This is a genomic window from Rhodocytophaga rosea (assembly GCF_010119975.1).
In the GTDB taxonomy this organism is placed as follows: Bacteria; Bacteroidota; Bacteroidia; order Cytophagales; family 172606-1; genus Rhodocytophaga; species Rhodocytophaga rosea.
This window is the reverse complement of the sequence record NZ_CP048222.1, coordinates 4005026-4030236: the sequence shown is the minus strand read 5'-3', so window position 1 is coordinate 4030236 and position 25211 is coordinate 4005026. Positions and strand designations below refer to the sequence as shown.

The window sequence follows — 25211 nt, the reverse complement described above, 5'->3', positions numbered from 1 at the left end:
GGATGGACATTCTATTGTTGTAAAGATTGAGACTTAGAGCAGTAAAACATTTAGATCAAACGGTTATTCGCATCTGGAAAAACCACTGTGGGTTTAAATTTTTTAGCTTCTTCAAAATCCATAGAAGCATAAGAAATAATAATAACCATATCTCCTACCTGTACTTTTCGGGCAGCCGGACCATTCAGGCAAATAGTGCCGGTTCCCCGTTCTCCTTTGATGATATAGGTTTCAAATCTTTCGCCATTATTGATATTCACTATTTGTACTTTTTCATTTTCAATCATATTAGCGGCATCTATTAAATCTTCATCAATAGTGATACTACCTACATAATGTAATTCAGCCTGTGTTACTTTTACCCGGTGAATTTTGGATTTTAAAATTTGAATCTGCATTGTTTTGGTTGCTCCTTTCCTGCACAATTTGTACAAGACGCTGCAAAATTATATAATTAAATGAGATTAATATTTGTAAAACATTTATAAAGACTCACGTCCTTTTTCATTACATTTCTACCAATAAAAGAGTTCGGCAACCTAAGTAATCATACAGCTCTGAGCATATGTGCGGCAATCTGATCGAGAGAAAGTATTTTTTCGGCAGCATTTAATTTGATGGCTTCTTTTGGCATTCCAAAAACCACGCATGATTTTTCATCCTGAGCAATGGTGTGTGCGCCTGCTTCTTTCATCTCCAGTAAGCCATGGGCACCATCATCTCCCATACCGGTCATAATTATACCAATGGCATTTTTACCGGCATATCTGGCCGTAGACCGGAATAATACATCTACCGAAGGGCGATGCCGGTTTACTAAGGGGCCTTCTTTTACTTCTACATAATACCTGGCACCACTTCTTTTCAGTAACATATGTTTATTTCCTGGTGCAATTAACGCCCTTCCTCTGATAACAGAATCTCCGTTTTCGGCCTCTTTTACTGTGATCTTGCATAAATCATTCAGGCGGTTGGCAAACGATTTGGTGAACATTTCAGGCATGTGCTGAACGATAACAATCCCCGGCGCATCTAAAGGCAGACTTTCGAGAAAAGAGCGCAGTGCTTCTGTTCCTCCGGTAGAAGCACCTACTGCCACTACTTTCTCGGTGGTCTGTATCATACTCCTGGACTGAGCAGGCTGAATCATTGCATCGGCTGATAATTTTGGCTGAACAGCTATCGGTGCTGTAGATATGGTTTTTCTCTTGATTTTTGCCAGAGAGGCCGCTTTGATTATATCGCAGAGTTTAAGTCTGGATTCTTCTATAAACTGTTTGGTACTCGTAAACTGAGGTTTAGTTACTATTTCTACCGCTCCATATTCTAATGCTTTTAGCGCAGTTTCGGTACCGTGCGCTGTTAAGCTTGATACAATCACCACCGGAATCGGGTGCTGCGACATGATTTTTTTCAGGAAAGTTAACCCGTCCATTCTGGGCATCTCCACATCCAAAGTAATCACATCCGGCACCTCCTGGCTGATTTTACTGGCCGCAATATAGGGATCGGCGGCAGTACCCATAACTTCTATCAAAGGGTCAGTTTGGAGTATGCTTGTTAAGGTTTGCCGCACCACAGCGGAATCGTCTACTACCAGTACTTTTATTTTATTGTTCATCTGTTTATTGCTGGTTGTTATGAATGGGTTATGTAGTGAAGATATCTTAGACAAATTTCATAAATACCTCACCGCTATGAGTCCGGAAGATGAGTTTTCTTCCCCGCTCTCCTCCTGTATTCTGGCTGATAATAGAAATATGTTGTTCTTTTAAAAATTCCAAAGCAAGGGAAACATTTCTTTCACCCACATTAAAGAAACTACCAGTCTCCAGCTGCTTGGCCCCTCCAAATACTTTTGCCGACAGGTTTTTGGTACTACTTCCCAATGCAAGCATTTTATCTAACAACTTTTCCGTAGCAATATTTCCATATTTAGGTGAAGCAAGTCCGTCACCGTTCCAGAAAGGGAGCATAAAATGATTGATTCCTCCTATTTCCAAATAACTATCCCATAAACAAACTGAGACGCAGGAACCTAATATAGTAGAAACTTCATAAGGCTTTTGGTGAGTAAATATAGCACCCGGATATAAATAATGTGTTGTGATCATTTTCACCCGAATGTATTAAAATCGTGCCTGCTCATTAAAAAAGAATTCATTCCCATGAGCAGAAAAGTCATCATGCATCAATTCAAATTCTTTTACACATATCGTAAAAGTGCTTCCCTCATTGGTATCGCTTAGTAAGGTTATTTGTCCATTAAGTATTTCAAGCAAATCTTTTGTCACAGATAGCCCCAGGCCATGTCCGTGATTTGTTTTAATAATTCCGCTATTCAACTGCGTAAACCGATTAAAGATCACTTCATGATCTGCAGGCGGGATACCAATACCAAAATCCTGAATAGATACTGACAAGATATTATTCTCTTTTTGAATGTGTATCTTTAACTGACCATGGTCATGACTATATTCTATGGCATTGGCTAATAAATTAGATAAAACAAGCTGAAGTTTGGCCGGATCAGTTTGAAACATTACATGGCCGGATGAAATTTCCTGTATTACTTGTACGTGAAGCGGCTTAGATAAAATCCGGTGCTGGTGCATTTCCAGCAAACTATTTACCAGTGAAACTATATCTGTCTGTACAATTTCCAGCGGCCATTCCCCAGATTCTAATTCAGCAGCTGCAAATATATTTCTGAACTGAAAATCCAGATCAAAGGCTTCTGCATGAATAAGTGCCGCCATAGCTGGTATTTTTTCTGGTTGTGTGTAACTAGCCGCATGTATATTTCTGGACAATCCCATAATAGAAGAGAGAGGATTGTTCATCTCATTCCGGATGTTGGCAAGGAAGTGTGTTTTCAGTTTTTCAGCTTCTATAAGCTTAAGATTAACCTTTTTTAACTGTCTGGTTAGTTTAGTTAATTCGGCCAATGATTTTTTGTTTTGGCTGAACCGTTGCTGCAGTTCGTTAATTAGTTCTTCGTCGCTTAGCTTATTCATGTTATAAAGATCAACTGAGAAATAAATGGGATAAAGCTTTAGATTTTTCTAAAAATGGTAGGTTTCAATTGTTGAAGCGGCAAAGTCATGCCTGTAATAGATTCCGAATGGCCGAGGAAAAAATAGCCGCCTGGTTTTATTTTGTCGCAGAGTTTATTAATTACTTTTTCCTGTGTAGGCTTATCGAAATAGATAATCACATTTCTGCAAAAAACCAGGTCAAAGTCTGCTGGCACATCCAGTACATCATCCATAAAGTTGAGCCGTGCAAACTGTACCTTCGAGCGGATGTGTGGAACAATCCTGACTGTTCTCTTCACTGCATCTTTGCTTTTTAGAAAGTATTTCCTCTTCAGTGTCATTGGAATACCGGCAATTCTTTCTTCAGAATAAACAGCAGTAATGGCTTTATTCAATACCTGTGTAGAAATATCTGTTGCCATTACAGAATAATTGAGCGGTGGATGGGTTTCTGCATACTCCTGTAATACCATAGCGAGTGTATAAGGCTCTTCGCCGCTGGAACAACCAGCACTCCATACTTTCAGTGGCCTGGATGGAGAAGCCCTGATTAACTCAGGTAATATATAGGTTTGCAGGAAATCAAAATGTACGGGCTCCCTGAAAAAATCTGTTTTATTGGTGGTAACCAGATCTATCATGGGTATAATTTCAGTATGTTTTCCCTGGTTACTGAAGGCAAAATCGCAGTATTCTCTAAAGGTAGAAAATTGTAGGGCATGCAATCTTTTTTGAAGCCGGCTTTCCAGCATAGTCTTTTTTACCGGAGGCAGCTTAATGCCATATTCATTATAGATAAATGTACTCAGCTTGTTAAATTCAGCCGTAGACATTTTTGCCTGAAATATATTCATTGGGATTCTATCAGTTTGAAAAGGCTAAAAGGGAACCCGGCAGGTAGTTCCCTTTTTATTAAAATACATATAATTGTTTCATTAGTATTTTTCATAATCTTCATCCATGGCATCAGTATTCATATTCAAATGGACACCGCCAGCCGAATGCTTAATATTGCTCACAGTCTTATTTTTATATGGATTCTGCTTATATGGAACTGAATTAGATTTATGCTTCAGCGAAATTCCTTGTAGAGGCTTGCTCACCTGCTTGTTTGTATCTACTTTGAAAAAAGCAATGGTATCTCTTAACTGTTCGGCCTGAGAAGAAAGCTCTTCTGAACTAGTGGCCATTTCCTCGGAAGCAGCCGCATTTTGCTGAATGACCTGATTGAGTTGTTGAATAGCGCTATTCACCTGTTCTGCTCCTGAATTCTGCTCCATCGAGGAAGCCGCTATTTCCTGTACTAGTCTGGAGGTTTTCTCAATATTAGGTACGATCTGTTCCAAAAGTTTTCCTGATTTTTCAGCAATGGCTACACTGGATTTGGAAAGAGCATTGATTTCATTGGCAGCCACTTGACTGCGTTCAGCTAGTTTACGTACCTCTGCAGCCACCACAGCAAAGCCTTTTCCATGTTCACCTGCTCTGGCTGCTTCCACAGCTGCATTCAAGGCAAGCAAATTAGTTTGACGGGCTATTTCTTCTATGATAGAAATCTTTTGTGCAATAATGCGCATGGAATCTACGGTCTGATTCACAGCCAGGCTTCCCTCTTTAATGTCTTCGGCAGCTTGCAAAGCTATTTTCTCTGTTTGCTGGGCATTATCCGTGTTCTGTTGAATGTTAGAGGTCATTTCTTCCATCGAAGAGGATACTTCTTCAGCAGAAGCCGCTTGTTCAGAAGCACCCTGAGACACTTGTTGAGAAGATGAACTCATCTGCTGGCTAGCCGAAGCGATGTTGTCAGAAGCATTAGTAATATTGCCTATTATACCTTTCAGTCTGCCTGCCATCTCATCCAGATATGATAAGAGTTCGCCTATTTCATCCTTGCGCCTTGTGTCTATATTCACAGTCAGATCACCTATCGCTACGGCCTTAATCGCTTCTTTGGCTTGAGCAATGGAAGCAGAAATAGAGGTAATGATCCAGAACGAAATAGCAGCAGCTATCAGAATACCGCTCATCAACAGAATAATCATATTGATTCTGGCATCATTATAAATGGTATCTGTTTCTTCTTTAGCGGTTGCAAGTGCTTTTTCATTTTTCTTTATAATCTGGTTAATCGTGCTAGCAGCTTCCATGGATGCTGCACGACCAATGGTTCGGGATATTTCATAAGCAGCGGCACCACTTGAATCTGTATTCGATACAGCCAATGCTTTCACTTTAGTAAAGCTTTTATCATACTCTGTCCAAGCCTTAGAGAAATTTTCAATAATTTCCATCCCTTTCTCATCAGATAACTCCTTTAACTGATCTATACGTGATTCAAAATCGGATTTTCTGCTATCAATCTCTTTCGTGAATTCCTGTATTTCTTCAGGAGTTTTAGCCAGAATAAGGTCTTTCTCCCGATTGGTAATAAACTGGATATCTTCAGCGATTTTTCCAGCCAGCACAATTCGTTTGGTGTTTCTATCTACAATGATACTAACCCGTCCATTCATGGTAGCTGCATTGCTGTTGCCCAGATAGAAAATAGCCCCTGCTAAGGATATTAAGGTGAAAAAAGCTAAAATCAGCTTTGCTTTAATAGTAAGTTGCATTGTAATTTTTAATTATACCAGTTGAAAAAATAATTGAATTAGTTACCCCTGATTTTACCGGCTTCGTTTAAATCAATGTGGAAAATTAAATAATTCATTTTTCGATTGTATGTTCTGTATGGCGTTAATCTTACACATTACATAAAAAGAGAAGGACTATCTTCTATTCTTTAATATTTCATGGATACTCTCATAATGGTGATTAATTGATTACTTGTATTTCTACTGCCGGGATGGACGATATACTGAATATTGGGCTGAATAATGATGTACCTGTTTATCAATGCCTGGTAAGTAAATTCGATCACATTTTCATTTTTCATAAGTAAACCTTCTGAAACATTTACCAGTTTATTGTTTAATTGTGCATTGGCTATAGCAATTCCTATAACATCATTCGCCCGCTTTGGTAGCATACCGGTATAAACTAATCCGGTACCAGTGTAAAAATTAATCAGATTTATATTTTTAGGCACCATTCCTAATTGCAGGAATAATCCGACCTTATTAGAAGGTTTGTTCTTATTGATAAATAGTAACTGGTCGGCAATACCGTATATTCCTCTGTTTCCTCTTTCATACCTGCTGCTATCGGTTAAACTTTGAAATACCTTAGAATGATACCAGCTACCAATTTTGAAACTTCCTTTATAATTCCCTCTTTGCTGCCAGTTATACTGGAATTCATGTATGGTAAAATAACCTTCGCCGGGAGAAATCTTCCAGTTCACTCCATAGGGGTTTGTGTCTTTATTTCCGGGATTACCCTTGTAAATGGCTGAAGACAATACTATATTCTTCCGTATTTCTGCTTTAGACCGGATTCCTATAGTAGAAAAAGAGAAATTAGAAACGGGCGTATTTAACGCTATATCCGGTTGGAATCCAAAAGAGCCATTAATGAAGTGAAACCCAAAGCTTGTTGTAGCAAACTCGGAATTTACATCATGTTGCCCGGCCAAGAGAGAAACCGGACCCAATTTTTGTTCATACCATAGTTCAAACAGATATGTACGCTCAGGAGCTTCAATATTGGATACTCCCTGTAAATCGCCTATAACATTTGTTGTGGGTTGAGCGCCATGATTATTAATTCCATACAAGTGCAATGTTCCATTGGGCCACAGATTCGCTTTTTTTGTGTCAAAATCTACTTTCAAATCTACGTTGCCAACCAATCCAAGATAGTGCATATTTTTCCTGGATACTGATCCCACGGCATCTATCGTATATGCGATACTGTAAGATATAGGAGAGGGTTTCTTTATCAGCTTAATTTCCTCAGGTATGGTGTCATTCTGCGCTTTTAAATCGTTTTGAATTAAATATATAATAAGTACACTTATGTAAAATTTCCTCATAAGCTTTTGATTTTGTAGTCATGATTAGCGTTTGTTTTAGGAAGAAAATCAAACATCTGCTGTCAATCTCCATGCTCTAACCCACTTCAATCTTCTTTTGTGAAAGGACAGTCATTCTCCTTTCTGAAGAAAACTGTAAGTAATTTCAATTAAAATTCTATGTCAGTATGAGTGAAAAAGCAATACATTTTGTATTGATCAAAGCACAAAACCAACTGAATCTGTTTTATGCTTTGATCAATGAACTGTCAACAATAAATGGTAAGACCAATAATTCAGGAATTGATATGCCTGCTAGCTTACAATATTACCTGGGTAAAAGCGGCTAGGTATATTTTTCAAACTCCTCATCCAGGTTATCTCCTCTGCCATTCATTTCCAGGTGGGCACCCTTTGAAGAATGTTTATTTTTGTTTGGAGCATAGTTAACAGCATTGCTCTTCTGGCTAAGTTTTACACCTGTTAAGGTATGAGAAGATTGGGTTCTGTTACTTCTGCCGTTTGTATCTACTTTGAAAAAAGAAATAGTGTCTCTTAACTGTTCGGCCTGAGAAGAAAGCTCTTCTGAACTAGTGGCCATTTCCTCGGAAGCAGCCGCATTTTGCTGAATGACCTGATTGAGTTGTTGAATAGCGCTATTCACCTGTTCTGCTCCTGAATTCTGCTCCATCGAGGAAGCCGCTATTTCCTGTACTAGTCTGGAGGTTTTCTCAATATTAGGTACGATCTGTTCCAAAAGTTTTCCTGATTTTTCAGCAATGGCTACACTGGATTTGGAAAGAGCATTGATTTCATTGGCAGCCACTTGACTGCGTTCAGCTAGTTTACGTACCTCTGCAGCCACCACAGCAAAGCCTTTTCCATGTTCACCTGCTCTGGCTGCTTCCACAGCTGCATTCAAGGCAAGCAAATTAGTTTGACGGGCTATTTCTTCTATGATAGAAATCTTTTGTGCAATAATGCGCATGGAATCTACGGTCTGATTCACAGCCAGGCTTCCCTCTTTAATGTCTTCGGCAGCTTGCAAAGCTATTTTCTCTGTTTGCTGGGCATTATCCGTGTTCTGTTGAATGTTAGAGGTCATTTCTTCCATCGAAGAGGATACTTCTTCAGCAGAAGCCGCTTGTTCAGAAGCACCCTGAGACACTTGTTGAGAAGATGAACTCATCTGTTGACTTGCCGAAGCGATGCTGTTTGCACCACTGGTAATATCTTCTACGATAAAGCGTAATTTCACTACCATTTCCTGCAAGGCTGTATCCAGTTCTCCTCCTTCATTTGCTTCTTTATCTGTGTTTGTAGTTAAATCGCCTGCGGCTACCCGTTTGGCCAGACTTACACTCCCTTGCAGCTTGGTAATCATAAATTTAATCTGATCAAGCAGTTCCCCTATTTCATCATCATTTGTTTTTGTAACAGTAATAGAAAAATCGCCTGCCGCTACGGAAGTAATCGCCTGTTTGGCTTGTGTAAGTGACTTTACAATAGAAGTAATAATCCAGAATGAAATAAGTACAGAAGCTATTACGCTTACTGCCAGTAAAATTAACATGTTCCGTCTGCCTTCGGCATAAATTAAATCGGTTTCAGCCTGATCTTGTGTAAGTTCTTTTTCATTCAGTTTTACAATTTTATCCATAAGCCCTGCCGCCTTTTCTGATGCTTGTTTGGCCTCTGTTATAGAAAGCTGATAAGCTTTTGCATCGGCGGTATCATTGTCCTTAAAACTAAGGTCTCTGATTTGTTCATATTGCTTCAAATAGTCATCCCAGCTTATAATAAATTCATCAATAATCGCATTGTCTTCTTCATCGGAAACAGCCCTTAACTTCTCAATTCTGCTTCTTAATAAAGCTTCATTCGTTTCAATGGCGCGAACATGATTTTTATTTTTATCTTCATCTGCCTCTAATAGAAGATCTTTTTCCCGCTTTGAGATCAATTGTATATCCTCACTTATTTGCCGGGAGAGGTTAATGCTTTTGGTATTGATGTCTACAATATCATCAATCCGTTCGCTGAGTATATAGGAATTGGCATCACCAATGTAATAGATCACAACAGAGAAAATGACCAGTAAAGAAAAAGCTATGATAAGTCTTGCCTTGATTGTAAGCCGCATATTGATTATTAAAATAAAGTTTAAAAAAATGTGAAAAAATTACTAAACGACAGGTTGCGAAGTAGAGTCCTTTACCATAATAAGCTCATTAGAGGAAAGCACACGGTCCATATTGAGGAGCATAATGAACTGTTCATCTATTTTTACCATGCCATCTATAAACTCAGACTTGTATTTGCTGCCAATGGTAGGAGCTGGTTTAATCTGTTCCTTTCCAATCTCAAGCACTTCCTGAACTGCATCTACCAAAGCGCCCAGCACCAGATTTTCCCCATCCATTTCAATATTGAGTACCATAATACAGGTATTAACTGTATCAGTAGTTAGTTCCATATCAAATTTTGCACGTGTATCAATTACCGGCAACACACTACCCCTCAGGTTGATCACGCCCCTCATATAATCGGGAGATTTGGGCACTTTTGTTATTTTAGTGATTTCCAGAATTTCCAGTACTTTTGCTACGTTCACAGCAAATATTTCATCTCCCAGCCTGAAGGATAAATAGGGATGGCTAATGGTAATTGTTTCCTTACTAATCATGGATATTATTAATTAAATAGTTGCAACTGTTAATTCTCTTGAGAATTGTTTAATCATTTTACTGGTATCCATCACCAGGGCAATCGTGCCATCTCCTAATATGGTGGCTCCTGAAATGAGTTCCTGGTTTTTGTATAATTTCCCGAGCGGTTTGAGTACGGCCTGGTATTCTCCGATGATGGCGTCTACTGATAAGCCTACCCGTTTATCGTCATATTTTACTACTACTATTTGCTCAATCGACTCATGTGTCTGAGGCATTTCAAATTCGTTCCGCAGGTAGAAAAAAGGCACTTTTTCACCATCAAGGGTAATCAGGTTGTTAAATGAATGAATTAATTGTATATGAACGGCTTCATAACATTTATCTACCGCAGTAAGTGGAATTACAAAATGGGTGTCATCTATTTTTACCAGCAATCCATCGATGATAGAGAGGGTAACAGGCAATTTGATAGTAAGGGTTGTGCCGATTCCAGGCTGTGATTTGATTTCTACTTCTCCGCGTATGTCAGCAATTTTACGTCTGACTACATCCATGCCTACCCCTCTGCCGGAAACATCTGTAACTTTGGAGGCCGTAGAAAATCCTGGTAAAAAAATCAGATCTAATAGTTCTCTATCGGATAGGTTGGCTTCAGCAGATATGATCCCTTTGCTAATGGCTTTTTCACGTATCTTTCTGGGGTCTATTCCGGCTCCGTCATCTTGTATCTGAATATGTACATTGGTGCCTGAATAAAAAGCTTTCAGCAGGATTTTACCCTGTTTGGGTTTTCCTTTCTCTAATCTTGTAGCTGTATCTTCAATGCCATGATCTATACTGTTGCGCAATATGTGGAGCAGCGGGTCGGCCAGACTTTCTATTACAGATTTATCCAGTTCTGTATCTGTGCCTTCAGCCACCAGAATAATATCTTTGCCAAGTTCAACGGAAAGGTCTCTCACCAGTCGCTGGAAGCGGACAAGTATGGTTTCCAGCGGAACCAGGCAAATGCTGAATGTATTGTCTCTTAACTGACGGGATATTTTTTCTACATTCTCTGCAATGGCATTGAGTTCTGGTAAGGTACTTTGTTCAGCAAATAAACTTAGCCTGGCCTGTGTAGTCACCAGTTCGCTTACCAGATTCATCAGGTCATCCAGCTTCTCAGAAGAAACCCGGATGCTGGAAACCAGCTGTTCTTTTGATTCTATCTTAGTGTATTCGCTGGCTTTTTTTTTTACTATATCTGTAGCTATCTCTTCTTTTGACGATGGCAATGAGACTGAAGCTTGCCTGGTTATTTCATGTATCAGTTCCTGTGCTTGAATCAATACAGCTTGCGCCTGTTTTTCTATCCGGATCTCACATTCATCTTCTACAAAAATGAATACATCTCTAATGGCATTTTCATCAGCAGATGTGGTTAGATATACCTCCCAATGCGCATAGCATTTGGAAATATCAAGTATAGCGGCTTCCGGCACTGCTTCTGTATGTGCTATAACCTGGCAATTACCTATCCCATGAAGCTCATCCAGCAGATACAGCGGATTGGTTCCGTTCAGTAAAATATTTTCACCAGGCTTAAAAGTAATATGATAGGTATTGGCCTGAATATTCTCAGCTTGAACCTTGGTAGCATCTGCAACAACTTGGCCTGAAATTTCCTGATTTTGAGCAGGTTCCTGGCTGATCATGGTTTTGATCTGCTGCATTAACTGTTGATGGGTAGCCTGTGCATTTTCTGCTGTAAGCTGCGGATCGGCAAGCAATACCTTAAAATGATCCAGGGAAGCAAATGTTATATTGAGTAATTCACGGGAAACTTGTCGTTTTCCCTCTCTTACAAAATCATATATCGTTTCCAGATCATGGGTTACAGCTCCCATTTTGTCGAAGCCGAACATACTGCTGTTGCCTTTTAAGGTATGCATTACCCGAAATACCTTTTCCACCAGACTTTTATCGTCTGTTTGCTGTTCCAGGGCAAGTAATGTTTTCTCTAATGTGGCAATGAGGTCATTAGCTTCCTCAATAAATTTTGCCTGAAATTGATCCATCATGATCTGATAAGTTTTTGTACCACCGCCAGTAATTTATCCTGCACAAAAGGTTTTACTATCCATCCGGTTGCCCCTGCTGCTTTAGCTTCTTCTTTTTTGGCTGCCTGCGACTCAGTGGTCAGGAGTAAAATAGGTGTGTACTGGTAATCGGTTTTCGCCCGGATTTCCTTAATTAAGCTAATGCCATCCATATTAGGCATATGGAAATCAGTAAGCACCAGGTCAATATGACTGCCATTTAAAAATTGCAGGGCATCTACGCCATCTATTCCGACCAGCACTTTGTAACCGGCATTTTCAAGTGTAAAACTTACTACTTCCCGGATACTTTCTGAGTCATCTACAATAAGTATTGTCTTTTCCATGGTATAAACTGTATTTATTTTTCTATAAGCTCCGACTCTGCTGACTGAAGAATAGCCGGCAAGTTGTGAAAGCCTGCCCGGCTTAGTATCTTATTTAGCTCATCCGGCAATTCGATGCTGAATGAGAGTTTTTTATGAAGTAATTCTGAAGATTTTTTGATCGCAAAAAGTAATTGTATACCAGTCAGGTCTATGGCTGTTACGTTCGTCACAGTTACCTGAATGGTTGGGTAGCGGTTGATTGCAGCTGTTAGTTCCTCTTTTACTGTATGGAGGCTGCCGACTACAAGACTTCCTTCCAGTATGATCTGGACGCTTTTTTTCTTGTTATTGGCGATGGTAATGGATGCCTGTTTCATAATTTTTATCGTTTGTCCGGCTTTAAAATAATTCTAAGTTATCATCTGATTCAGGGGAAGAAGTGCCAGTTACAGGATCTTTTCCTAGCACCTGCTCATGTATGATCCGTTCGCTTTCCATCGTATAGAGATTCCTTAGATGGGCAATCATTTTGTTTTCTGTGGAAGCAGAATTATCTTTTGATGAGGCCGCATGTGGAAGAAGTATAGAAAGATTTTCGTTGATCTCCTCAATCCTTTTTTCAAAAGCCTCACAGTTTTTAATCTGTTCTAAAGCCTTATTAATATCTGAACAAAACTTATCTGTTAATCTTAAATTCTGTAAATGTTGGCTTGCATCCTGGTTGGCTGATGAATTAAATTCTGTATAAGCTTGAGAGACAGTAATTGTTTGATCCAGTATAGATTGAAGATCGGCTTTAATATCTGCAAAGGCATGCTGGTATTCCTTGTTCGTATGAGTAAGTTGTGCGATATGCAGTCTGGCAATATCGGGCACTATGGAAAGATACCTGTATATTTCCCGGGCTTGTGAGCGGACGTGTTGCCTGGAAACCGTTAAAAGCTCCTCTATAATAGATTCGTTGGTTTGCTGGATGTGTTCCAGCTTCTGACGGATAATATCATGGAACTGGAGCTTGGTAACGATTGAACTTATATTTTTTAAGGATTTTTCTGCCTGCGCGGCTATATTTTTTTCGGGGCTCAAATCAGAGGTAAGCCACCTGGAAATAGTATCAACAATTGTATTGGCTTGCCGGTAATACTCACGAATATGCTGGCTTAATGCACTAAAATCTTCATACGAATAAACATGTAGGGTAGCGATTTTTTCGCCCGACTGACGGAAGATAGCAACTAACTCTGCTGCAGAAAAAACAGTAGGATTTGTATCATTAAAGTATGTGTTGCTGTCTGGCATTGAGTTTAATGTAGTAGATTAAAAAATAGAACAAATGTGGCTTAAAATAGCTCTACTGAAATTTTCTGGATAAAAAGCGTATATGTATGCTCATTTCCAAGTCTGGCCTGGGTTAAGGTAACCAGTACAGAAATTTCCTCTCCGGTTTTATCGGCAAAAGAAATTTCTGTCCGTATGCCTAATTCTTTTTTCAGACTACCTTCTGAAAAAACAACCTTATTAAATCCATTATCGCCTTCTTCAAAAGCAACGGGCAGGAGCAGCGTAATGCTTCTGCGCAATACTTCATTTCTGGAGAGCCGCCAGATATCTTCAGCCGCTTTGTTAAAAAATTCTACGGTGCCTCTGTGATTAAAAGCAACAACCCCATCTACACATCCTTCCAGAATCGCTATATTTTTCGCCTTTTCAGTCTCCAGTTCTTTAATTTGGATCTTCATCTCTGCTTTGGCGTCTTCCAGTTTTTTACTCAGGCTATGTTGTAATTCTTCCAGTTCGGAGGTATACAACCGCAGTTTTTCTCCTTGTGTATGTAATGCTTCGGCCTGTTGTCTAGCTTCTAACTGCAAGAGTTTCTCGGCCGTAACGTCCTGCACAAACTTCACAATTTTACTCGGCTTACCGTTGATATCCAGAATGACATTGAACACCCCTCTGATCCATACTTCCCGTCCTGTTTTAGAAATTCTTAAAAATTCACCTGAAATAAATTCGCCCTGGTGAAGCTTGTTCCATAGATCTTTGTATTCTACAGAATTCTTATAGGTTTCTGTTACGAAAATATTGTGGTGTTTTCCCTGCACATCGGCCAGCCTGTATTCCATCAGATTCAGGAAATTATCGTTGGCTGTAATAATGGTGCCATCTGTTGCAAATTCTATCACACAATTAGATTTGCTGATGGCTTCTAATTTTGAATTAAAATCAAGGTTTTTGATTTTGGTTTCTGTAATATTTGCTGATACCGCAATAAACTTATCCAGCTGTCCTTTTTCGTCAAATACAGGATTAATGGCAAGAGAAATCCAGTAAGCAGTACCATCTTTATGGTAATTGAGAATCTCTTCACTAAAAGGTCTATTACTTAAAATATTCTCCCGGATTCTTTGAATAGTTGCCTGGCTGGTTTCAGGGCCTTGCAGGAAACTTCCGGGTTTTTTACCGGCTACTTCCTCTAACGTATACCCTGTCATTCTGATAAAGCCCTGGTTTACATATTCAATTAACCCATGTTGATTAGTGATGATAACACAATTATCTGTATTGTCAGCTACCAGAGAGAGTCTTCTGGCGTGTATCTCATCCAGCTTTTTCTCGGTAATGTCATGGGCCAGCTTAATTACTTTATATGGGGTTCCGCTTTTATCTAATACCGGCGTATACGAACCATTTATCCACTTCTCCTGGCCGGTTTTTGTATATCTTTTTACATCTTTAATTTTAGTAATCCCTGATTTTAGGTCTTGCCAGAAATCTTGGTACATATCCGTTTTTACTTCGGCTTTGTCTACAAAAATCTGGTGGTGCTTTCCTTTGATTTCGTCCTGAGTGTATTGCATCAGCCGGCAGAAATTTTCATTGGCCGTCAGAATATAGCCATCCATGTCGAATTCAACCGTTGCCAGGGTATTATTAATAGAACTGAATAAGCCTGTGAGTTCTACTTCTTTACGTTGCATTTCTTCTTGGGTAGAACTGAGTTCTTCCAGATTTTGACGCATTTCTTCTTCCTGAGAACGCATTTGTTCGTTCATCATGCGGGCTTCTTCCAGCAGTTTCCTGGTCTTTTCGTTGGTTTTTACAGAAGAAAGTGTAGCAGCAATGCTTTCCGAAATTTTCTCTACAAATTCAATTTCAAAAGGCTGAAATTCATGGAAAGAAGCTATCTCAATTACTCCATGTATTTCATCATTTATTTTTAAAGGCACTATCAGCAGACAACCCGGATTTGCTTTTCCCAGGCCGGAAGTAATGGTTATATAACTTTCAGGTATATCTGTCATGAACACAGTATCTTTATCGCGTACCACCTGTCCTACAAGCCCCTCTCCGTATTCAAAGCGTTTTTTTATACCTTTTTTACGGTTCCAGGCATAGGTAGCTGTTAATTCTAAATATACCTGTTGCCCGGCATCATCATAGAGGATAAATAAACCACCCTGATTAGCATTGAGGTATTTTACCAGGTTAATAATAATCTGTTCGGAAAGCTGTTGGATGCTGTCGTTGGCGGAACGAAGAATATCGCTGAATTTTGCCATCCCTTCTGTAGCCCAAATGCGTTTTTTATCTTCTGCCGATACTTTCTGTAATTTCTCCCGCATGTTTGCCAGCGACAATCCTAATTTATCTCCGGCTTTCAAATCTGTTTGTTCAATGTCGAAGTTCCCTTCTCCTATCTTCTCAGCAAATGCTGATAAATAAAGCTGGTTCTGCACCAGTTTATCAATGGAACTAGCCATTTTACCGATTTCATCCTGAGCATTATAGTATGTTTGCCGAGACAAATCTCCGGCTGCAGCACTTTCCAATGCGTTCAGGATGGAGTTTACCGGCTTTTTAATGTAGCGCCTGAACAGAATAACAGCCAGAAACAGACTTATAATTACAAGTCCGCTTGCTCCATACACAAGTGCAGTATATGCCGTTCTGGTTGATTCGAACGAATGTATATATCCTTCTGTAAGCTGTGTGTTATTTGTTAAGAGACTGTTTAACTGACCAAATAATCTTTCTTTCGTTGCATTTTTCTGTATCTGTTTTTCTGCTACATTCCACATTTTCCGGGTTTCCCGAAGCAAAGCTGCCAGTTTCGCATCAGTTGTAGCCTGGATATATATTTCACCGCCTAGCCCTTCTACTGTTCCTCCTTTTTGTAATGCACTCAGCGATTGGTAGAACAATGTCATGTTCTCATATACCTTTTGAGAATTAGCAGAATCGCCGCTCTGCTGGGCTATGAATTGAAGTAATGTTGATTGCCTTTCCAGGAGATAAAGGTTGTTGGTATATTGTTCCCGGAAAGTATATAGTTTATATAGGGAGAAAAACAAAGTACAGTTGGCTGCGACCAGTATTGCTATGATCAACCCCTGTTTTACCTCAATACGTAGATTTTTTAATCTGATCATTGATCTGAAGCATTAAAAAATGATAATATCTACAATCCTCACAGCATCAGATAAGCCGTTTCCGGATAATTAATAATTATCTTGACAATCTCTTTACTTTAATTTATTGGCTTAACCCTATGTAAAATCTGAATTACAAGATTGGGCATTTACTTCAAATACTTTTTGGCAGATAAATTTGAAACAATGCAAATGTAATAGGGGCGTATACTTTGTTACATATTGCTGTGTGCAGCATAGGAAGAAGCTGAAATAACAATTATTATAAGAAAGATAAATATTCAAAAAATGCCAAATACCTGCTTATGACACTTTATATTGTGGTGTTGAGGTAATTTTAACCATTTTAGAGAAGGTGTAATATTATGGCAGGCTTATCACTTACTAGTATAGTATTTGGATGCAACAACTGAATACTATACAAAATAAGCCCATTCCTTGGTAAAGAATTTCCCTACTCATCAAACAGAAACACATTGTCGATCAGGCGGATGTCGTCGATGTAAGCAGCAATACATAGAGAAGCTTGATTCCTTACTTCTTCTATCGGCTGCAGGGTAATACTGTCTGCTATTTCAAAATACTCCAGTTTCACTTCGGGTACTTTTCCCAGCTGAAGTTCTACTTTTTGTTTTACTTCAGCCACAGGCATTTGCAATGCCCATTGTCTGGCTTTTTGCAGAGTTTGATAAAGGATAGGGGCAACTGCACGTTGCGCAGGGTTGAGCCGCATATTTCTGGACGACATAGCCAGTCCATCTTTTTCCCGGCTGATAGGGCAACATACCAGCCTGGTATTAAATGAAAGATCGGTTACCAGTTGCCGGATAATAGCAAATTGCTGTAAGTCTTTCTGGCCGAAGTAGGCCGCATCTGGCATTACCATATGAAATAATTTGCTTACTACTACACCTACGCCACTAAAATGCCCGGGCCTGAATTTACCTTCCATCACAGTTTCCAGGTATCCAAAATTTAATTTGATCTGTAAGGGCTGCGGATACATGATCCGATCCGATGGAATAAATACGGCCGTACAGCCAGCCTCTTGCAAGAGATGCTGATCTGTTTCGAGGGTTCTGGGATATTTAGCCAGATCGTTGCTGTTATTGAACTGGGTAGGATTTACATAAATACTGCAAATTACTACTTCACACTCTTTTTTTGCTATGCTTATCAACGACAAATGCCCGGCATGCAATGCACCCATTGTAGGAACAAATCCAATGGTTTTTCCAGATTGCCTTTGTGCTTGTACATATGACTGAAGCGGATGAATTTCTGTAAAAATGTGCATAAGGTATATCCGGCATATTTCAACATGCCTGTCAAAAAAGAGATAATAATGATAAGTAAAAGTATCAAACAGGGGTTTGTTTAATAAAAGCTGGCTGGTGTATACCTCCTGTTACATAGCGCAAAATGAGGTAATACCGAGGCAAATTGGCACAATAATACATCTTTCGCAATAAAAAATGTTGAATTGCGAGAATTTTTGTATATTTTTGCAAGCCCATAGTGCTTAGTCCAAAACTCACATATATATGTCAAAATTCCGAATCCTTTATGTAGCAAGTGAAATCAATCCTTTTCTTCAAACCTCAGAGGTGGCTGATTTTGTCAGAAAACTTCCGCAAGCCATGCAAGAGCGGGGTATGGAAATCCGGATATTGGTTCCCCGTTTTGGTTTGATCAACGAACGCAAAAACAGGTTACACGAAGTGGTGAGGCTTTCCGGTATCAATATCGCAGTAGGTGAAGAAGAAAAGCCTTTGATTATTAAAGTTGCTTCTGTTCCCAGTGCCAAACTGCAAGTATATTTTATTGATAACGAAGACTACTTCCACAGAAAATCCGTTTTCTTTGATAAGGAAAACCGATTCCATGCTGATAACGACGAGCGGGCTATATTCTTCTGCAAAGGTGTAATTGAAACGGTAAAAAAATTAGGCTGGTCACCCGATATTGTGCATTGCAACGACTGGATGACAAGTTTAATACCCATGTATCTGAAAACAACCTATAAGAATGATCCCATGTTTAAAGATACCAAAACTGTATTCACGATCTATAATAGCTTCTTTGCCCATAAATTCGATAGCGACTTGCTGAGTAAAGTAAAGATGATGGATATTGAGGATACGATGCTGGATAAGCTTAAATCTGCCGATTATGAAGGATTTATTAAGATTGGCGTAGAGTATGCCGATGCCGTTATTAAAGCAGAAGAGGATTTCAGTACAAGTCTCAATAAATTGTTTGAGGAGTTAGACAATCATAAAAAGATCAATTTTATTGAGCAGAATGAAAATTTCTCAGAGTCCTACTATAATCTTTATAATGAACTTTTTAATTAAAAGAATAGCTTTTTTCGCTCTCCTGTCATTTGCTTTTTTTTCTTGTGAGGACCCCAAAGATATTGGCTTGGATTTACAACCCGAGAACCAGAACTTTGGGGTTCTTTTTACAGAAGACCTGGATGTACAAACGACTACTATCCTTGTCGATTCTGTTCGTACCCATAGAAGTCCCTACTTTCTGGCTGGCCGTTACCAGGATCCGGTTCTGGGTACCATTACAGCTAAAAGTTTTTTGCAGGTCCGCTATAGTTCAATTGATAGTACATTAAATTTAGGTACATCTCTCACATTTGATTCTCTGGTGCTGATTCTGGATTATGAGTATGATTATGGCAATACCGGCCAGGCTCAGAATCTTTTTGTACACCGTCTGACAGATAGCTTGCGCCGGAAAGTATATTACAATTATGATAAATTACCTTATGAATCTACTCCGGTAGGTAGCTTAAATTTTGTAGCAAATACAAAGAGAGATACTTTAAGATTCCGCTTGAGTAATGAACTGGGGAATCAGTTGATGAGTTTTGCCGGTAAATCGGAAGCAGAGTTTTTCAGCAGTTTTTATGGGTTAGCGCTCATGGGTGGTGAAACGGATAATGGGGCTGTTATCGCACCTATCATTACAGCCAGCAGTACAGCTACTGTTTTACGTTTGTATTATCATAATAGTGCCTCCGCTGACCAGAAAACGTATGAATTTTTTCTGGATGGCCTTAATTTTAATCATATCCAGAGTGAAAGAACAGGTGTGCTAGCAGGCTTGCAAAATCCCTATGACGCCCTTCCGTCAGCAAATGCAGGGGAGTTATCTTATGTGCAGGCTGGTATAGGTTTAATGACAAAGGTTGAGTTTCCGGATATTAAAAAATTAATAGAAAAAGGAAATATAGGCATCAACCGGGCAGAATTAGTGATTGCTCCGGTTGATGGTACCGTTGTAAATGCGGCAACTCCTCCACCAGTGCTAACCCTTTACGGAACAGGTACAGATAACAAACTGGTTAGTGACTCTGCCATCAGGTATATCCCTTTGGAGGGTGATTTTACACGTGGTATTCCTAATATAGCTAATTATAACAGCACAAAAAAGACATATACTTTTTCAATTAATCAGTATATAAATAACTTACTTTACCAACCTTCTGCCACTAATGGATTATTTCTGTCTTTACCTTCTGTAGGCTTTCTGACAATAGCAGCAAATTCTAATAATACATTTAGTCTACCGGCAAATACGCCTTATTATGAGCGCAGTGTAGATAGGCTGGTAATAGGAAGCCGTAAACATCCAACCAATCCGATAAAGCTCAGAGTATATTATACACTGGTTGACTCTCAATAAAGGTAGATGAGATAGAGAGAAGAAATATTAATAACTCACTCCTTCAGGCATTTATTTTACAGAATGTAATGTACCATCTGTAAGATAAATGCTTATTTTTTTCTATATATTAACTTCTATATTTGCCGTTAATTATATAAAAAAGGCATATAAGTTTAAATTCTCATTTGTATCCTGTTTTTTCTCAATCAGATTTTATTTTTTTAAGTAATCTTTAATTATCACCCACCTCTAAATAAAACTATTATGTGTGGAATCGTAGCATATACTGGCCAGAAAGATGCCTATCCAATAATTATTAAAGGTTTAAAAAGGCTTGAATACCGCGGATATGACAGCACAGGGGTTGCCTTATTAAATGGAGGGCTCAACGTTTATAAAAAGAAAGGCAAGGTAAGCGAACTGGAATCTCATCTCCAGCACGAACATCTATCAGGGAATATTGGTATTGGACACACCCGGTGGGCAACACATGGCGAACCCAACGATGTAAATGCACATCCACATTATTCTGCAAGTAAAAATCTGGCTATTATCCACAATGGTATTATCGAAAACTATAGTGTAATTAAGCAGGATCTGATTAACAAAGGACATATATTTTTAAGCGAAACAGATTCGGAGGTTCTGATACATTTTATTGAAGATATTCAGAAAAAAGCCCAGTGCTCTCTTGAGGAAGCTGTAAGGCTGGCTTTGCAGGAAGTAGTAGGCGCCTATGCCATCGTGATTATGTCGAGAGATAGTCCCCGGAAACTAATTGCCGCCCGGAAAGGAAGTCCGCTGGTAATAGGCGTGGGAAAAGATGAGTATTTTCTGGCTTCTGATGCTACTCCAATTATAGAATATACCAATGAGGTTATTTATTTAGATGACCATCAGATCGCTGTTATCTCTGATAATCAACTGGATATTAAAAATCTGGAAGATATCCATATCATTCCTTATGTACATAAACTGGAGCTTGAGCTGGAATCAATTGAGAAAGGCGGCTTCGAGCATTTTATGTTAAAGGAGATTTTTGAGCAGCCCAAATCTGTAAAAGACAGCATGCGAGGAAGAATCAGTGCCGAAAAAGGACAAATTATGCTGGGCGGTCTACGGGAATACCTGGATAAATTAACCCAGGCGCAACGTATTATTATTCTGGGTTGTGGAACCTCCTGGCATGCCGGTCTGGTAGCAGAGTATATTTTTGAAGAATATGCCCGTATTCCCGTAGAAGTAGAATATGCGTCGGAGTTCCGGTACAGAAACCCGGTTATCAATCCTGAAGATATTGTAATTGCCATTTCACAGTCTGGTGAAACAGCGGATACCCTGGCTGCCATAGAGTTAGCCAAATCAAAAGGAGCTGTTATTTTCGGCGTTTGTAATGTAGTGGGAGCTTCTATTCCTAGGGCTACGCATGCTGGTGCGTATACCCATGCCGGACCTGAAATTGGGGTAGCCAGTACGAAGGCTTTTACAGCACAGGTTACGGTGCTTTCGATGATGGCCATAGTAGCTGCCAAATCAAGAGGAACGATCTCAGACAAAGTATATAGGGAACTATTGACTGCTTTTGAAGATATTCCTGTTAAAATCCAACAGGCACTTAACAGCAATGCCCAGATTAAATACATCGCAGATATTTTCAAAGATGCCCGTAACTTCTTATATCTGGGTAGGGGCTATAATTTCCCGGTAGCTTTAGAAGGTGCGCTCAAACTAAAAGAAATCTCTTACATTCATGCAGAAGGATATCCGGCAGCCGAAATGAAACATGGCCCTATCGCTCTGATAGATGAAGAAATGCCAGTAGTTTTTATTGCCACCAAAGACAGCTCTTATGAAAAAATTGTTTCCAATATTCAAGAAGTGAGAGCCCGGAAAGGCCGGGTGATTGCCGTAGTAACTGAAGGCGACCAGTTAATCAAACAAATGGCTGAATTTGTGATTGAGATTCCGGCTACCCATGAAGCATTAACTCCTATTCTGGCTGTTATTCCCTTGCAACTTCTTTCCTATTATATTGCTGTCATGCGGGGTTGTAATGTAGACCAGCCTCGGAATCTGGCTAAATCTGTAACGGTAGAATAGAGAATCAAGACTTTGCTAAGGTTTGTTACCGATGGATATACCAAATGTCAGCCGCGAATCATTCCGTTTCCGGGTAGATTCTACCACACTTTCATACGAATTTTCAAAAGCAGAACGCAGGCTTATCCATTTATTAAGCGGCAGTTCCAGGGTAATAATCGTATTCCAGCGCAGGTTTGAAATATCACTCAAAGAAGGCTGGAGAAAAGTAATATGGGTAAGGCGTATCCTGTTTTGCAGAAATGTATGTAAACCCTTTAATCTGGTTGAATTCCGCCATGTTGTAACGGTAGGCCGTTCTCTGAAATCTGTAGATTCATAAATAATCGCATTGGTTAAGGAAAGAGATTGTTCTTTGGTACGCCACAAGCGGAATCCGGCTCCTGCACCAGCTAATTGCCGCAACGTAATTCCCCTCAGGTTACTGGTTTCTATGGTTGCCAGGCCAAAGCCATATACCCGCCTGTTCTTATAAATATCGATAAATAAATCTACATAGGTATCCCGTTCGGCCAGAATGTTGTTTTGCTTGCCATACGTAAACCTTGGATTGGTAGTAAGAGTGACAATTGGCCCATTGTAAATAATCTCAGCCCGTAGCACCATTAAGGTGCGGTTTACATTCCCCCTCGTAAAATTGCCATCACCGATAAAACGGTACCTGAGGCTATCTAAAATGATAAATGGTTCACGTGCTGATAAACTATCTTCAACAGAAACGGTTAAAGAATCGCCAGGAGTTGTTTGGGCAAAGGCCGTCGGAATGGCAGCTATACAGAAAAAGAATAATCCATAAAGATAGAAAGCGTACTTATTTTTGTTCATGCAATTAAACTGGTCGTGGTGGCAGGAGCAATATTATGCAAAATAAAAATTATGCTTGAACATAACGAAGCCTAGTTGAAATGGTTTTCAAACATATATCAACCTAAAGAGGAATTGAAGTGAATAAACAAAAACGTCAGGCTGTTCAATCTGACGTTTTACTGAATTTACAATCTGATTTTACCGGCTTTTGATAAACTGCCTGACAATACTCACAAACTCATCTGGTTTTTCTGCATGCACCCAGTGGCCGGCATTACGAACGGTAATAAATTCTGCCTTTGTAAATATTTTCCGGATGAAGGTTCTGTCTTCTGCTTTTATATAATCAGACCGTTCTCCATTCAAAAAAAGGGTAGGATTATCAATACTCTTTTCATCGGATAAGGCTTCGCCTACATTCTCAATCTGTTCATCAAGCACCGGCAAGTTGATACGCCAGTCGAAAGTGCCCTGATCGGTCCGGTGAAGATTTTTGAGCAGAAACTGCCTCACGGTCGGATGGGGTTCATGTCTGGCTAATTGTTCGTCTGCTTCCTGCCGGGAAGAGAGTTGTTGTAGATTGATGGATTTCAGGCCTTCCAGAATGCTGCCGTGATGAACCGGATAATATTTGGGTGAAATATCTACCACAACCAACTTGCTAAACAGATCCGGATATTGTATGGCAAATTTCATGGCCGTTTTTCCGCCCATCGAATGCCCGATAATAACAGGCATAATCAGGTTGTGTTGGCCAATAAACTCAAGCAGGTCCTCACTCATAGCCTCATAGGTAAATTCATGGCTCCTGGGAGATCGGCCGTGGTTCCGCTGGTCAATCATAAACACTTTGTATTCTTCAGAAAGTGCTTTACCAATGGCTTGCCAGTTGTCGGAAGAACCAAAAAGCCCATGTAAAACAATAATTGGTGCTCCGCTTTCTCCTACTTGTTTATGGTACAGTTGCATAGGTTAATGAGTTATGGACAATAAATAGTTGAAAATAACTACCACTTATCCAATGGAAATTATCTTTTCTCCTTCCTGTATTTCTTTTAAATAGCCAAAAGATTGCAATGAAAAGTTCTGGGTTTGCAGCCACTTTTCAAATTCAGCTTGTTTGCCTTCTTCCACCGCAATGAGTAAGCCACCACTGGTCTGAGGATCGGCCAGTACAAACTTCTGATGATCAGAAATATTTCCGATTTTATGTCCGTAACTATCCCAGTTACGGTGCGTACCACCCGGAATACATTTCTGGGCAATATATTCATCCAGGACTGAAATTTTAGGTACTTTTTCAAACTCAACCACGGCATGCAGGTTGCTCCCTTCACACATCTCTGTCAGGTGTCCCAGCAATCCAAAACCAGTTACATCGGTAAGCGCTTTTACATAGGGCAGTTTACCTAAAGCGGCTCCCAGGCTATTGAGCTGCACCATCTGAGCCGGGGCAATTGTCTCATGTTGCGGTTTAAGCAAGCCTTTTTTCTGGGCAGTAGTAAGAATGCCTACACCCAAAGGTTTAGTGAGATAAAGCCGACATCCGGCAGTAGCGGTATTGTTCTGTTTCAGATGGGCAATAGATACTTTTCCGGTTACTGCCAGTCCGAAAATAGGTTCGGGGCTATCAATGCTATGTCCACCGGCCAGGGGAATACGTGCTTCTTTACAAACAGCCCGGCTGCCTTCCAGCATTTGCCTGGCAATTTCTGGCGGAAGTTTATCTACCGGAAAACCCAGTACAGCAATGGCCATCACCGGTTCGCCTCCCATCGCATATACATCACTAATGGCATTGGCTGAGGCAATACGTCCAAAATCAAACGCATCATCGACAATAGGCATAAAAAAATCGGTGGTACTGATAATGGCTTCGCCATTTCCTATATCCATCACAGCCGCATCATCTTTACTTTCGTTGCCGACCAATAGCTGAGGATACAGCGTTGAGACAGTATCTGATTTTAAAATACTGTCTAAAATTTTAGGTGAAATTTTACAACCACAGCCAGCTCCATGACTATACTGCGTTAACTTAATATTTTGCATATGTATATTTTAATAGAATTTTATTTTGAAAAAATTGTTAAAAATAAAGTTTATTATACTTTATTA

At 39.6% G+C, this 25211-nt stretch carries 21 protein-coding genes and 1 pseudogene; 4 read left to right on the top strand and 18 right to left on the bottom strand.

Annotated elements, in window-relative coordinates:
- Positions 1 to 50: 50 nt before the first annotated feature.
- From panD to GXP67_RS16630, 7 genes and pseudogenes are all read right to left on the bottom strand, one after another.
- Positions 51 to 398 (bottom strand): aspartate 1-decarboxylase, encoded by a 348-nt coding sequence (gene panD, locus GXP67_RS16660; protein ID WP_162444171.1) that lies wholly within the window; start codon positions 396 to 398, stop codon positions 51 to 53.
- A gap of 149 nt (positions 399 to 547) precedes the next feature.
- Entirely contained in the window at positions 548 to 1621 is a 1074-nt protein-coding gene (locus tag GXP67_RS16655; RefSeq protein WP_162444170.1) for a protein-glutamate methylesterase/protein-glutamine glutaminase, read from the bottom strand.
- A 46-nt stretch (positions 1622 to 1667) separates the two neighbouring features.
- Positions 1668 to 2114 carry a chemotaxis protein CheD gene (locus tag GXP67_RS16650; protein ID WP_162444169.1) on the bottom strand — a complete coding sequence of 149 codons (447 nt, stop codon included), beginning with the start codon at positions 2112 to 2114 and terminating at the stop codon, positions 1668 to 1670.
- Positions 2115 to 2129: 15 nt separating this feature from the next.
- On the bottom strand, positions 2130 to 3017 hold the full coding sequence (locus GXP67_RS16645) for a sensor histidine kinase (protein ID WP_162444168.1): 888 nt from the start codon (positions 3015 to 3017) through the stop codon (positions 2130 to 2132).
- A gap of 38 nt (positions 3018 to 3055) precedes the next feature.
- Positions 3056 to 3892: a CheR family methyltransferase gene (locus GXP67_RS16640; protein ID WP_162444167.1), complete on the bottom strand. Its 837-nt coding sequence runs from the start codon at positions 3890 to 3892 to the stop codon at positions 3056 to 3058.
- Positions 3893 to 3973: 81 nt separating this feature from the next.
- Positions 3974 to 5584: pseudogene (locus GXP67_RS16635) on the bottom strand (methyl-accepting chemotaxis protein); the annotation flags it as partial.
- Positions 5585 to 5820: 236 nt separating this feature from the next.
- On the bottom strand, positions 5821 to 7011 hold the full coding sequence (locus tag GXP67_RS16630) for a carbohydrate porin (protein ID WP_162444165.1): 1191 nt from the start codon (positions 7009 to 7011) through the stop codon (positions 5821 to 5823).
- 167 nt (positions 7012 to 7178) lie between these two features.
- Between GXP67_RS16630 and GXP67_RS16625 the strand changes: the two genes are divergently transcribed.
- Positions 7179 to 7340, top strand: coding sequence for a hypothetical protein (locus tag GXP67_RS16625; protein WP_162444164.1), 162 nt, complete (start codon positions 7179 to 7181; stop codon positions 7338 to 7340).
- Here the strand turns inward: GXP67_RS16625 and GXP67_RS16620 are convergent.
- The 8 genes from GXP67_RS16620 to panC all read right to left on the bottom strand — a co-directional run bounded on the left by GXP67_RS16620 (position 7337) and on the right by panC (position 17799).
- Entirely contained in the window at positions 7337 to 9133 is a 1797-nt protein-coding gene (locus GXP67_RS16620; protein WP_162444163.1) for a methyl-accepting chemotaxis protein, read from the bottom strand. The two genes, GXP67_RS16625 and GXP67_RS16620, sit on opposite strands and share 4 nt — an antisense overlap.
- A 42-nt stretch (positions 9134 to 9175) precedes the next feature.
- Positions 9176 to 9676, bottom strand: a complete 501-nt coding sequence (locus GXP67_RS16615; RefSeq protein ID WP_162444162.1) for a chemotaxis protein CheW — start codon at positions 9674 to 9676, stop codon at positions 9176 to 9178.
- Positions 9677 to 9688: 12 nt separating this feature from the next.
- Complete coding sequence (locus tag GXP67_RS16610) at positions 9689 to 11725, bottom strand: chemotaxis protein CheA (protein WP_162444161.1); 2037 nt, start codon at positions 11723 to 11725, stop codon at positions 9689 to 9691.
- Positions 11722 to 12090, bottom strand: coding sequence for a response regulator (locus GXP67_RS16605; RefSeq protein ID WP_162444160.1), 369 nt, complete (start codon positions 12088 to 12090; stop codon positions 11722 to 11724). The genes GXP67_RS16610 and GXP67_RS16605 overlap by 4 nt, the downstream gene beginning before the upstream one ends.
- 14 nt (positions 12091 to 12104) lie before the next feature.
- A complete protein-coding gene (locus GXP67_RS16600) occupies positions 12105 to 12449 on the bottom strand; it encodes an STAS domain-containing protein (protein ID WP_162444159.1) in 345 nt (114 codons plus the stop codon).
- Between the two features lie 22 nt (positions 12450 to 12471).
- Positions 12472 to 13371, bottom strand: coding sequence for a hypothetical protein (locus tag GXP67_RS16595; RefSeq protein ID WP_162444158.1), 900 nt, complete (start codon positions 13369 to 13371; stop codon positions 12472 to 12474).
- 41 nt (positions 13372 to 13412) lie between these two features.
- Complete coding sequence (locus GXP67_RS16590) at positions 13413 to 16502, bottom strand: PAS domain-containing protein (protein WP_162444157.1); 3090 nt, start codon at positions 16500 to 16502, stop codon at positions 13413 to 13415.
- Positions 16503 to 16956: 454 nt separating this feature from the next.
- Positions 16957 to 17799 (bottom strand): pantoate--beta-alanine ligase, encoded by an 843-nt coding sequence (gene panC, locus GXP67_RS16585; protein ID WP_162444156.1) that lies wholly within the window; start codon positions 17797 to 17799, stop codon positions 16957 to 16959.
- A 247-nt stretch (positions 17800 to 18046) separates the two neighbouring features.
- Here panC and GXP67_RS16580 point away from each other — a divergent pair, with 247 nt between their 5' ends.
- The 3 genes from GXP67_RS16580 to glmS all read left to right on the top strand — a co-directional run bounded on the left by GXP67_RS16580 (position 18047) and on the right by glmS (position 22286).
- The gene (locus tag GXP67_RS16580) at positions 18047 to 18859 is read left to right on the top strand and encodes a glycogen/starch synthase (RefSeq protein WP_162444155.1); all 813 of its coding nucleotides are present in this window, start codon (positions 18047 to 18049) and stop codon (positions 18857 to 18859) included.
- Complete coding sequence (locus GXP67_RS16575; RefSeq protein ID WP_162444154.1) at positions 18843 to 20204, top strand: DUF4270 family protein; 1362 nt, start codon at positions 18843 to 18845, stop codon at positions 20202 to 20204. Before GXP67_RS16580 ends, GXP67_RS16575 begins: the two co-directional genes overlap by 17 nt.
- 246 nt (positions 20205 to 20450) lie before the next feature.
- Complete coding sequence (gene glmS / locus GXP67_RS16570) at positions 20451 to 22286, top strand: glutamine--fructose-6-phosphate transaminase (isomerizing) (protein ID WP_162444153.1); 1836 nt, start codon at positions 20451 to 20453, stop codon at positions 22284 to 22286.
- A gap of 15 nt (positions 22287 to 22301) precedes the next feature.
- On the opposite strand, the gene GXP67_RS16565 is transcribed toward glmS, so the two are convergent.
- From GXP67_RS16565 to selD, 3 genes are all read right to left on the bottom strand, one after another.
- Positions 22302 to 23111 carry a DUF481 domain-containing protein gene (locus GXP67_RS16565; RefSeq protein ID WP_162444152.1) on the bottom strand — a complete coding sequence of 270 codons (810 nt, stop codon included), beginning with the start codon at positions 23109 to 23111 and terminating at the stop codon, positions 22302 to 22304.
- Between the two features lie 180 nt (positions 23112 to 23291).
- The gene (locus GXP67_RS16560; protein WP_162444151.1) at positions 23292 to 24062 is read right to left on the bottom strand and encodes an alpha/beta fold hydrolase; all 771 of its coding nucleotides are present in this window, start codon (positions 24060 to 24062) and stop codon (positions 23292 to 23294) included.
- 45 nt (positions 24063 to 24107) lie between these two features.
- Positions 24108 to 25145 (bottom strand): selenide, water dikinase SelD, encoded by a 1038-nt coding sequence (selD, locus tag GXP67_RS16555; RefSeq protein ID WP_162444150.1) that lies wholly within the window; start codon positions 25143 to 25145, stop codon positions 24108 to 24110.
- Positions 25146 to 25211: the final 66 nt, after the last annotated feature.

Bases quoted from the DNA above. Each gene is read 5' to 3' on its own strand.
- panD (WP_162444171.1), bottom strand. From the start codon at position 398: ATGCAGATTCAAATTTTAAAATCCAAAATTCACCGGGTAAAAGTAACA.
- GXP67_RS16655 (WP_162444170.1), bottom strand. From the start codon at position 1,621: ATGAACAATAAAATAAAAGTACTGGTAGTAGACGATTCCGCTGTGGTG.
- GXP67_RS16650 (WP_162444169.1), bottom strand. From the start codon at position 2,114: ATGATCACAACACATTATTTATATCCGGGTGCTATATTTACTCACCAA.
- GXP67_RS16645 (WP_162444168.1), bottom strand. From the start codon at position 3,017: ATGAATAAGCTAAGCGACGAAGAACTAATTAACGAACTGCAGCAACGG.
- GXP67_RS16640 (WP_162444167.1), bottom strand. From the start codon at position 3,892: ATGAATATATTTCAGGCAAAAATGTCTACGGCTGAATTTAACAAGCTG.
- GXP67_RS16630 (WP_162444165.1), bottom strand. From the start codon at position 7,011: ATGAGGAAATTTTACATAAGTGTACTTATTATATATTTAATTCAAAAC.
- GXP67_RS16625 (WP_162444164.1), top strand. From the start codon at position 7,179: ATGAGTGAAAAAGCAATACATTTTGTATTGATCAAAGCACAAAACCAA.
- GXP67_RS16620 (WP_162444163.1), bottom strand. From the start codon at position 9,133: ATGCGGCTTACAATCAAGGCAAGACTTATCATAGCTTTTTCTTTACTG.
- GXP67_RS16615 (WP_162444162.1), bottom strand. From the start codon at position 9,676: ATGATTAGTAAGGAAACAATTACCATTAGCCATCCCTATTTATCCTTC.
- GXP67_RS16610 (WP_162444161.1), bottom strand. From the start codon at position 11,725: ATGATGGATCAATTTCAGGCAAAATTTATTGAGGAAGCTAATGACCTC.
- GXP67_RS16605 (WP_162444160.1), bottom strand. From the start codon at position 12,090: ATGGAAAAGACAATACTTATTGTAGATGACTCAGAAAGTATCCGGGAA.
- GXP67_RS16600 (WP_162444159.1), bottom strand. From the start codon at position 12,449: ATGAAACAGGCATCCATTACCATCGCCAATAACAAGAAAAAAAGCGTC.
- GXP67_RS16595 (WP_162444158.1), bottom strand. From the start codon at position 13,371: ATGCCAGACAGCAACACATACTTTAATGATACAAATCCTACTGTTTTT.
- GXP67_RS16590 (WP_162444157.1), bottom strand. From the start codon at position 16,502: ATGATCAGATTAAAAAATCTACGTATTGAGGTAAAACAGGGGTTGATC.
- panC (WP_162444156.1), bottom strand. From the start codon at position 17,799: ATGCACATTTTTACAGAAATTCATCCGCTTCAGTCATATGTACAAGCA.
- GXP67_RS16580 (WP_162444155.1), top strand. From the start codon at position 18,047: ATGTCAAAATTCCGAATCCTTTATGTAGCAAGTGAAATCAATCCTTTT.
- GXP67_RS16575 (WP_162444154.1), top strand. From the start codon at position 18,843: ATGAACTTTTTAATTAAAAGAATAGCTTTTTTCGCTCTCCTGTCATTT.
- glmS (WP_162444153.1), top strand. From the start codon at position 20,451: ATGTGTGGAATCGTAGCATATACTGGCCAGAAAGATGCCTATCCAATA.
- GXP67_RS16565 (WP_162444152.1), bottom strand. From the start codon at position 23,111: ATGAACAAAAATAAGTACGCTTTCTATCTTTATGGATTATTCTTTTTC.
- GXP67_RS16560 (WP_162444151.1), bottom strand. From the start codon at position 24,062: ATGCAACTGTACCATAAACAAGTAGGAGAAAGCGGAGCACCAATTATT.
- selD (WP_162444150.1), bottom strand. From the start codon at position 25,145: ATGCAAAATATTAAGTTAACGCAGTATAGTCATGGAGCTGGCTGTGGT.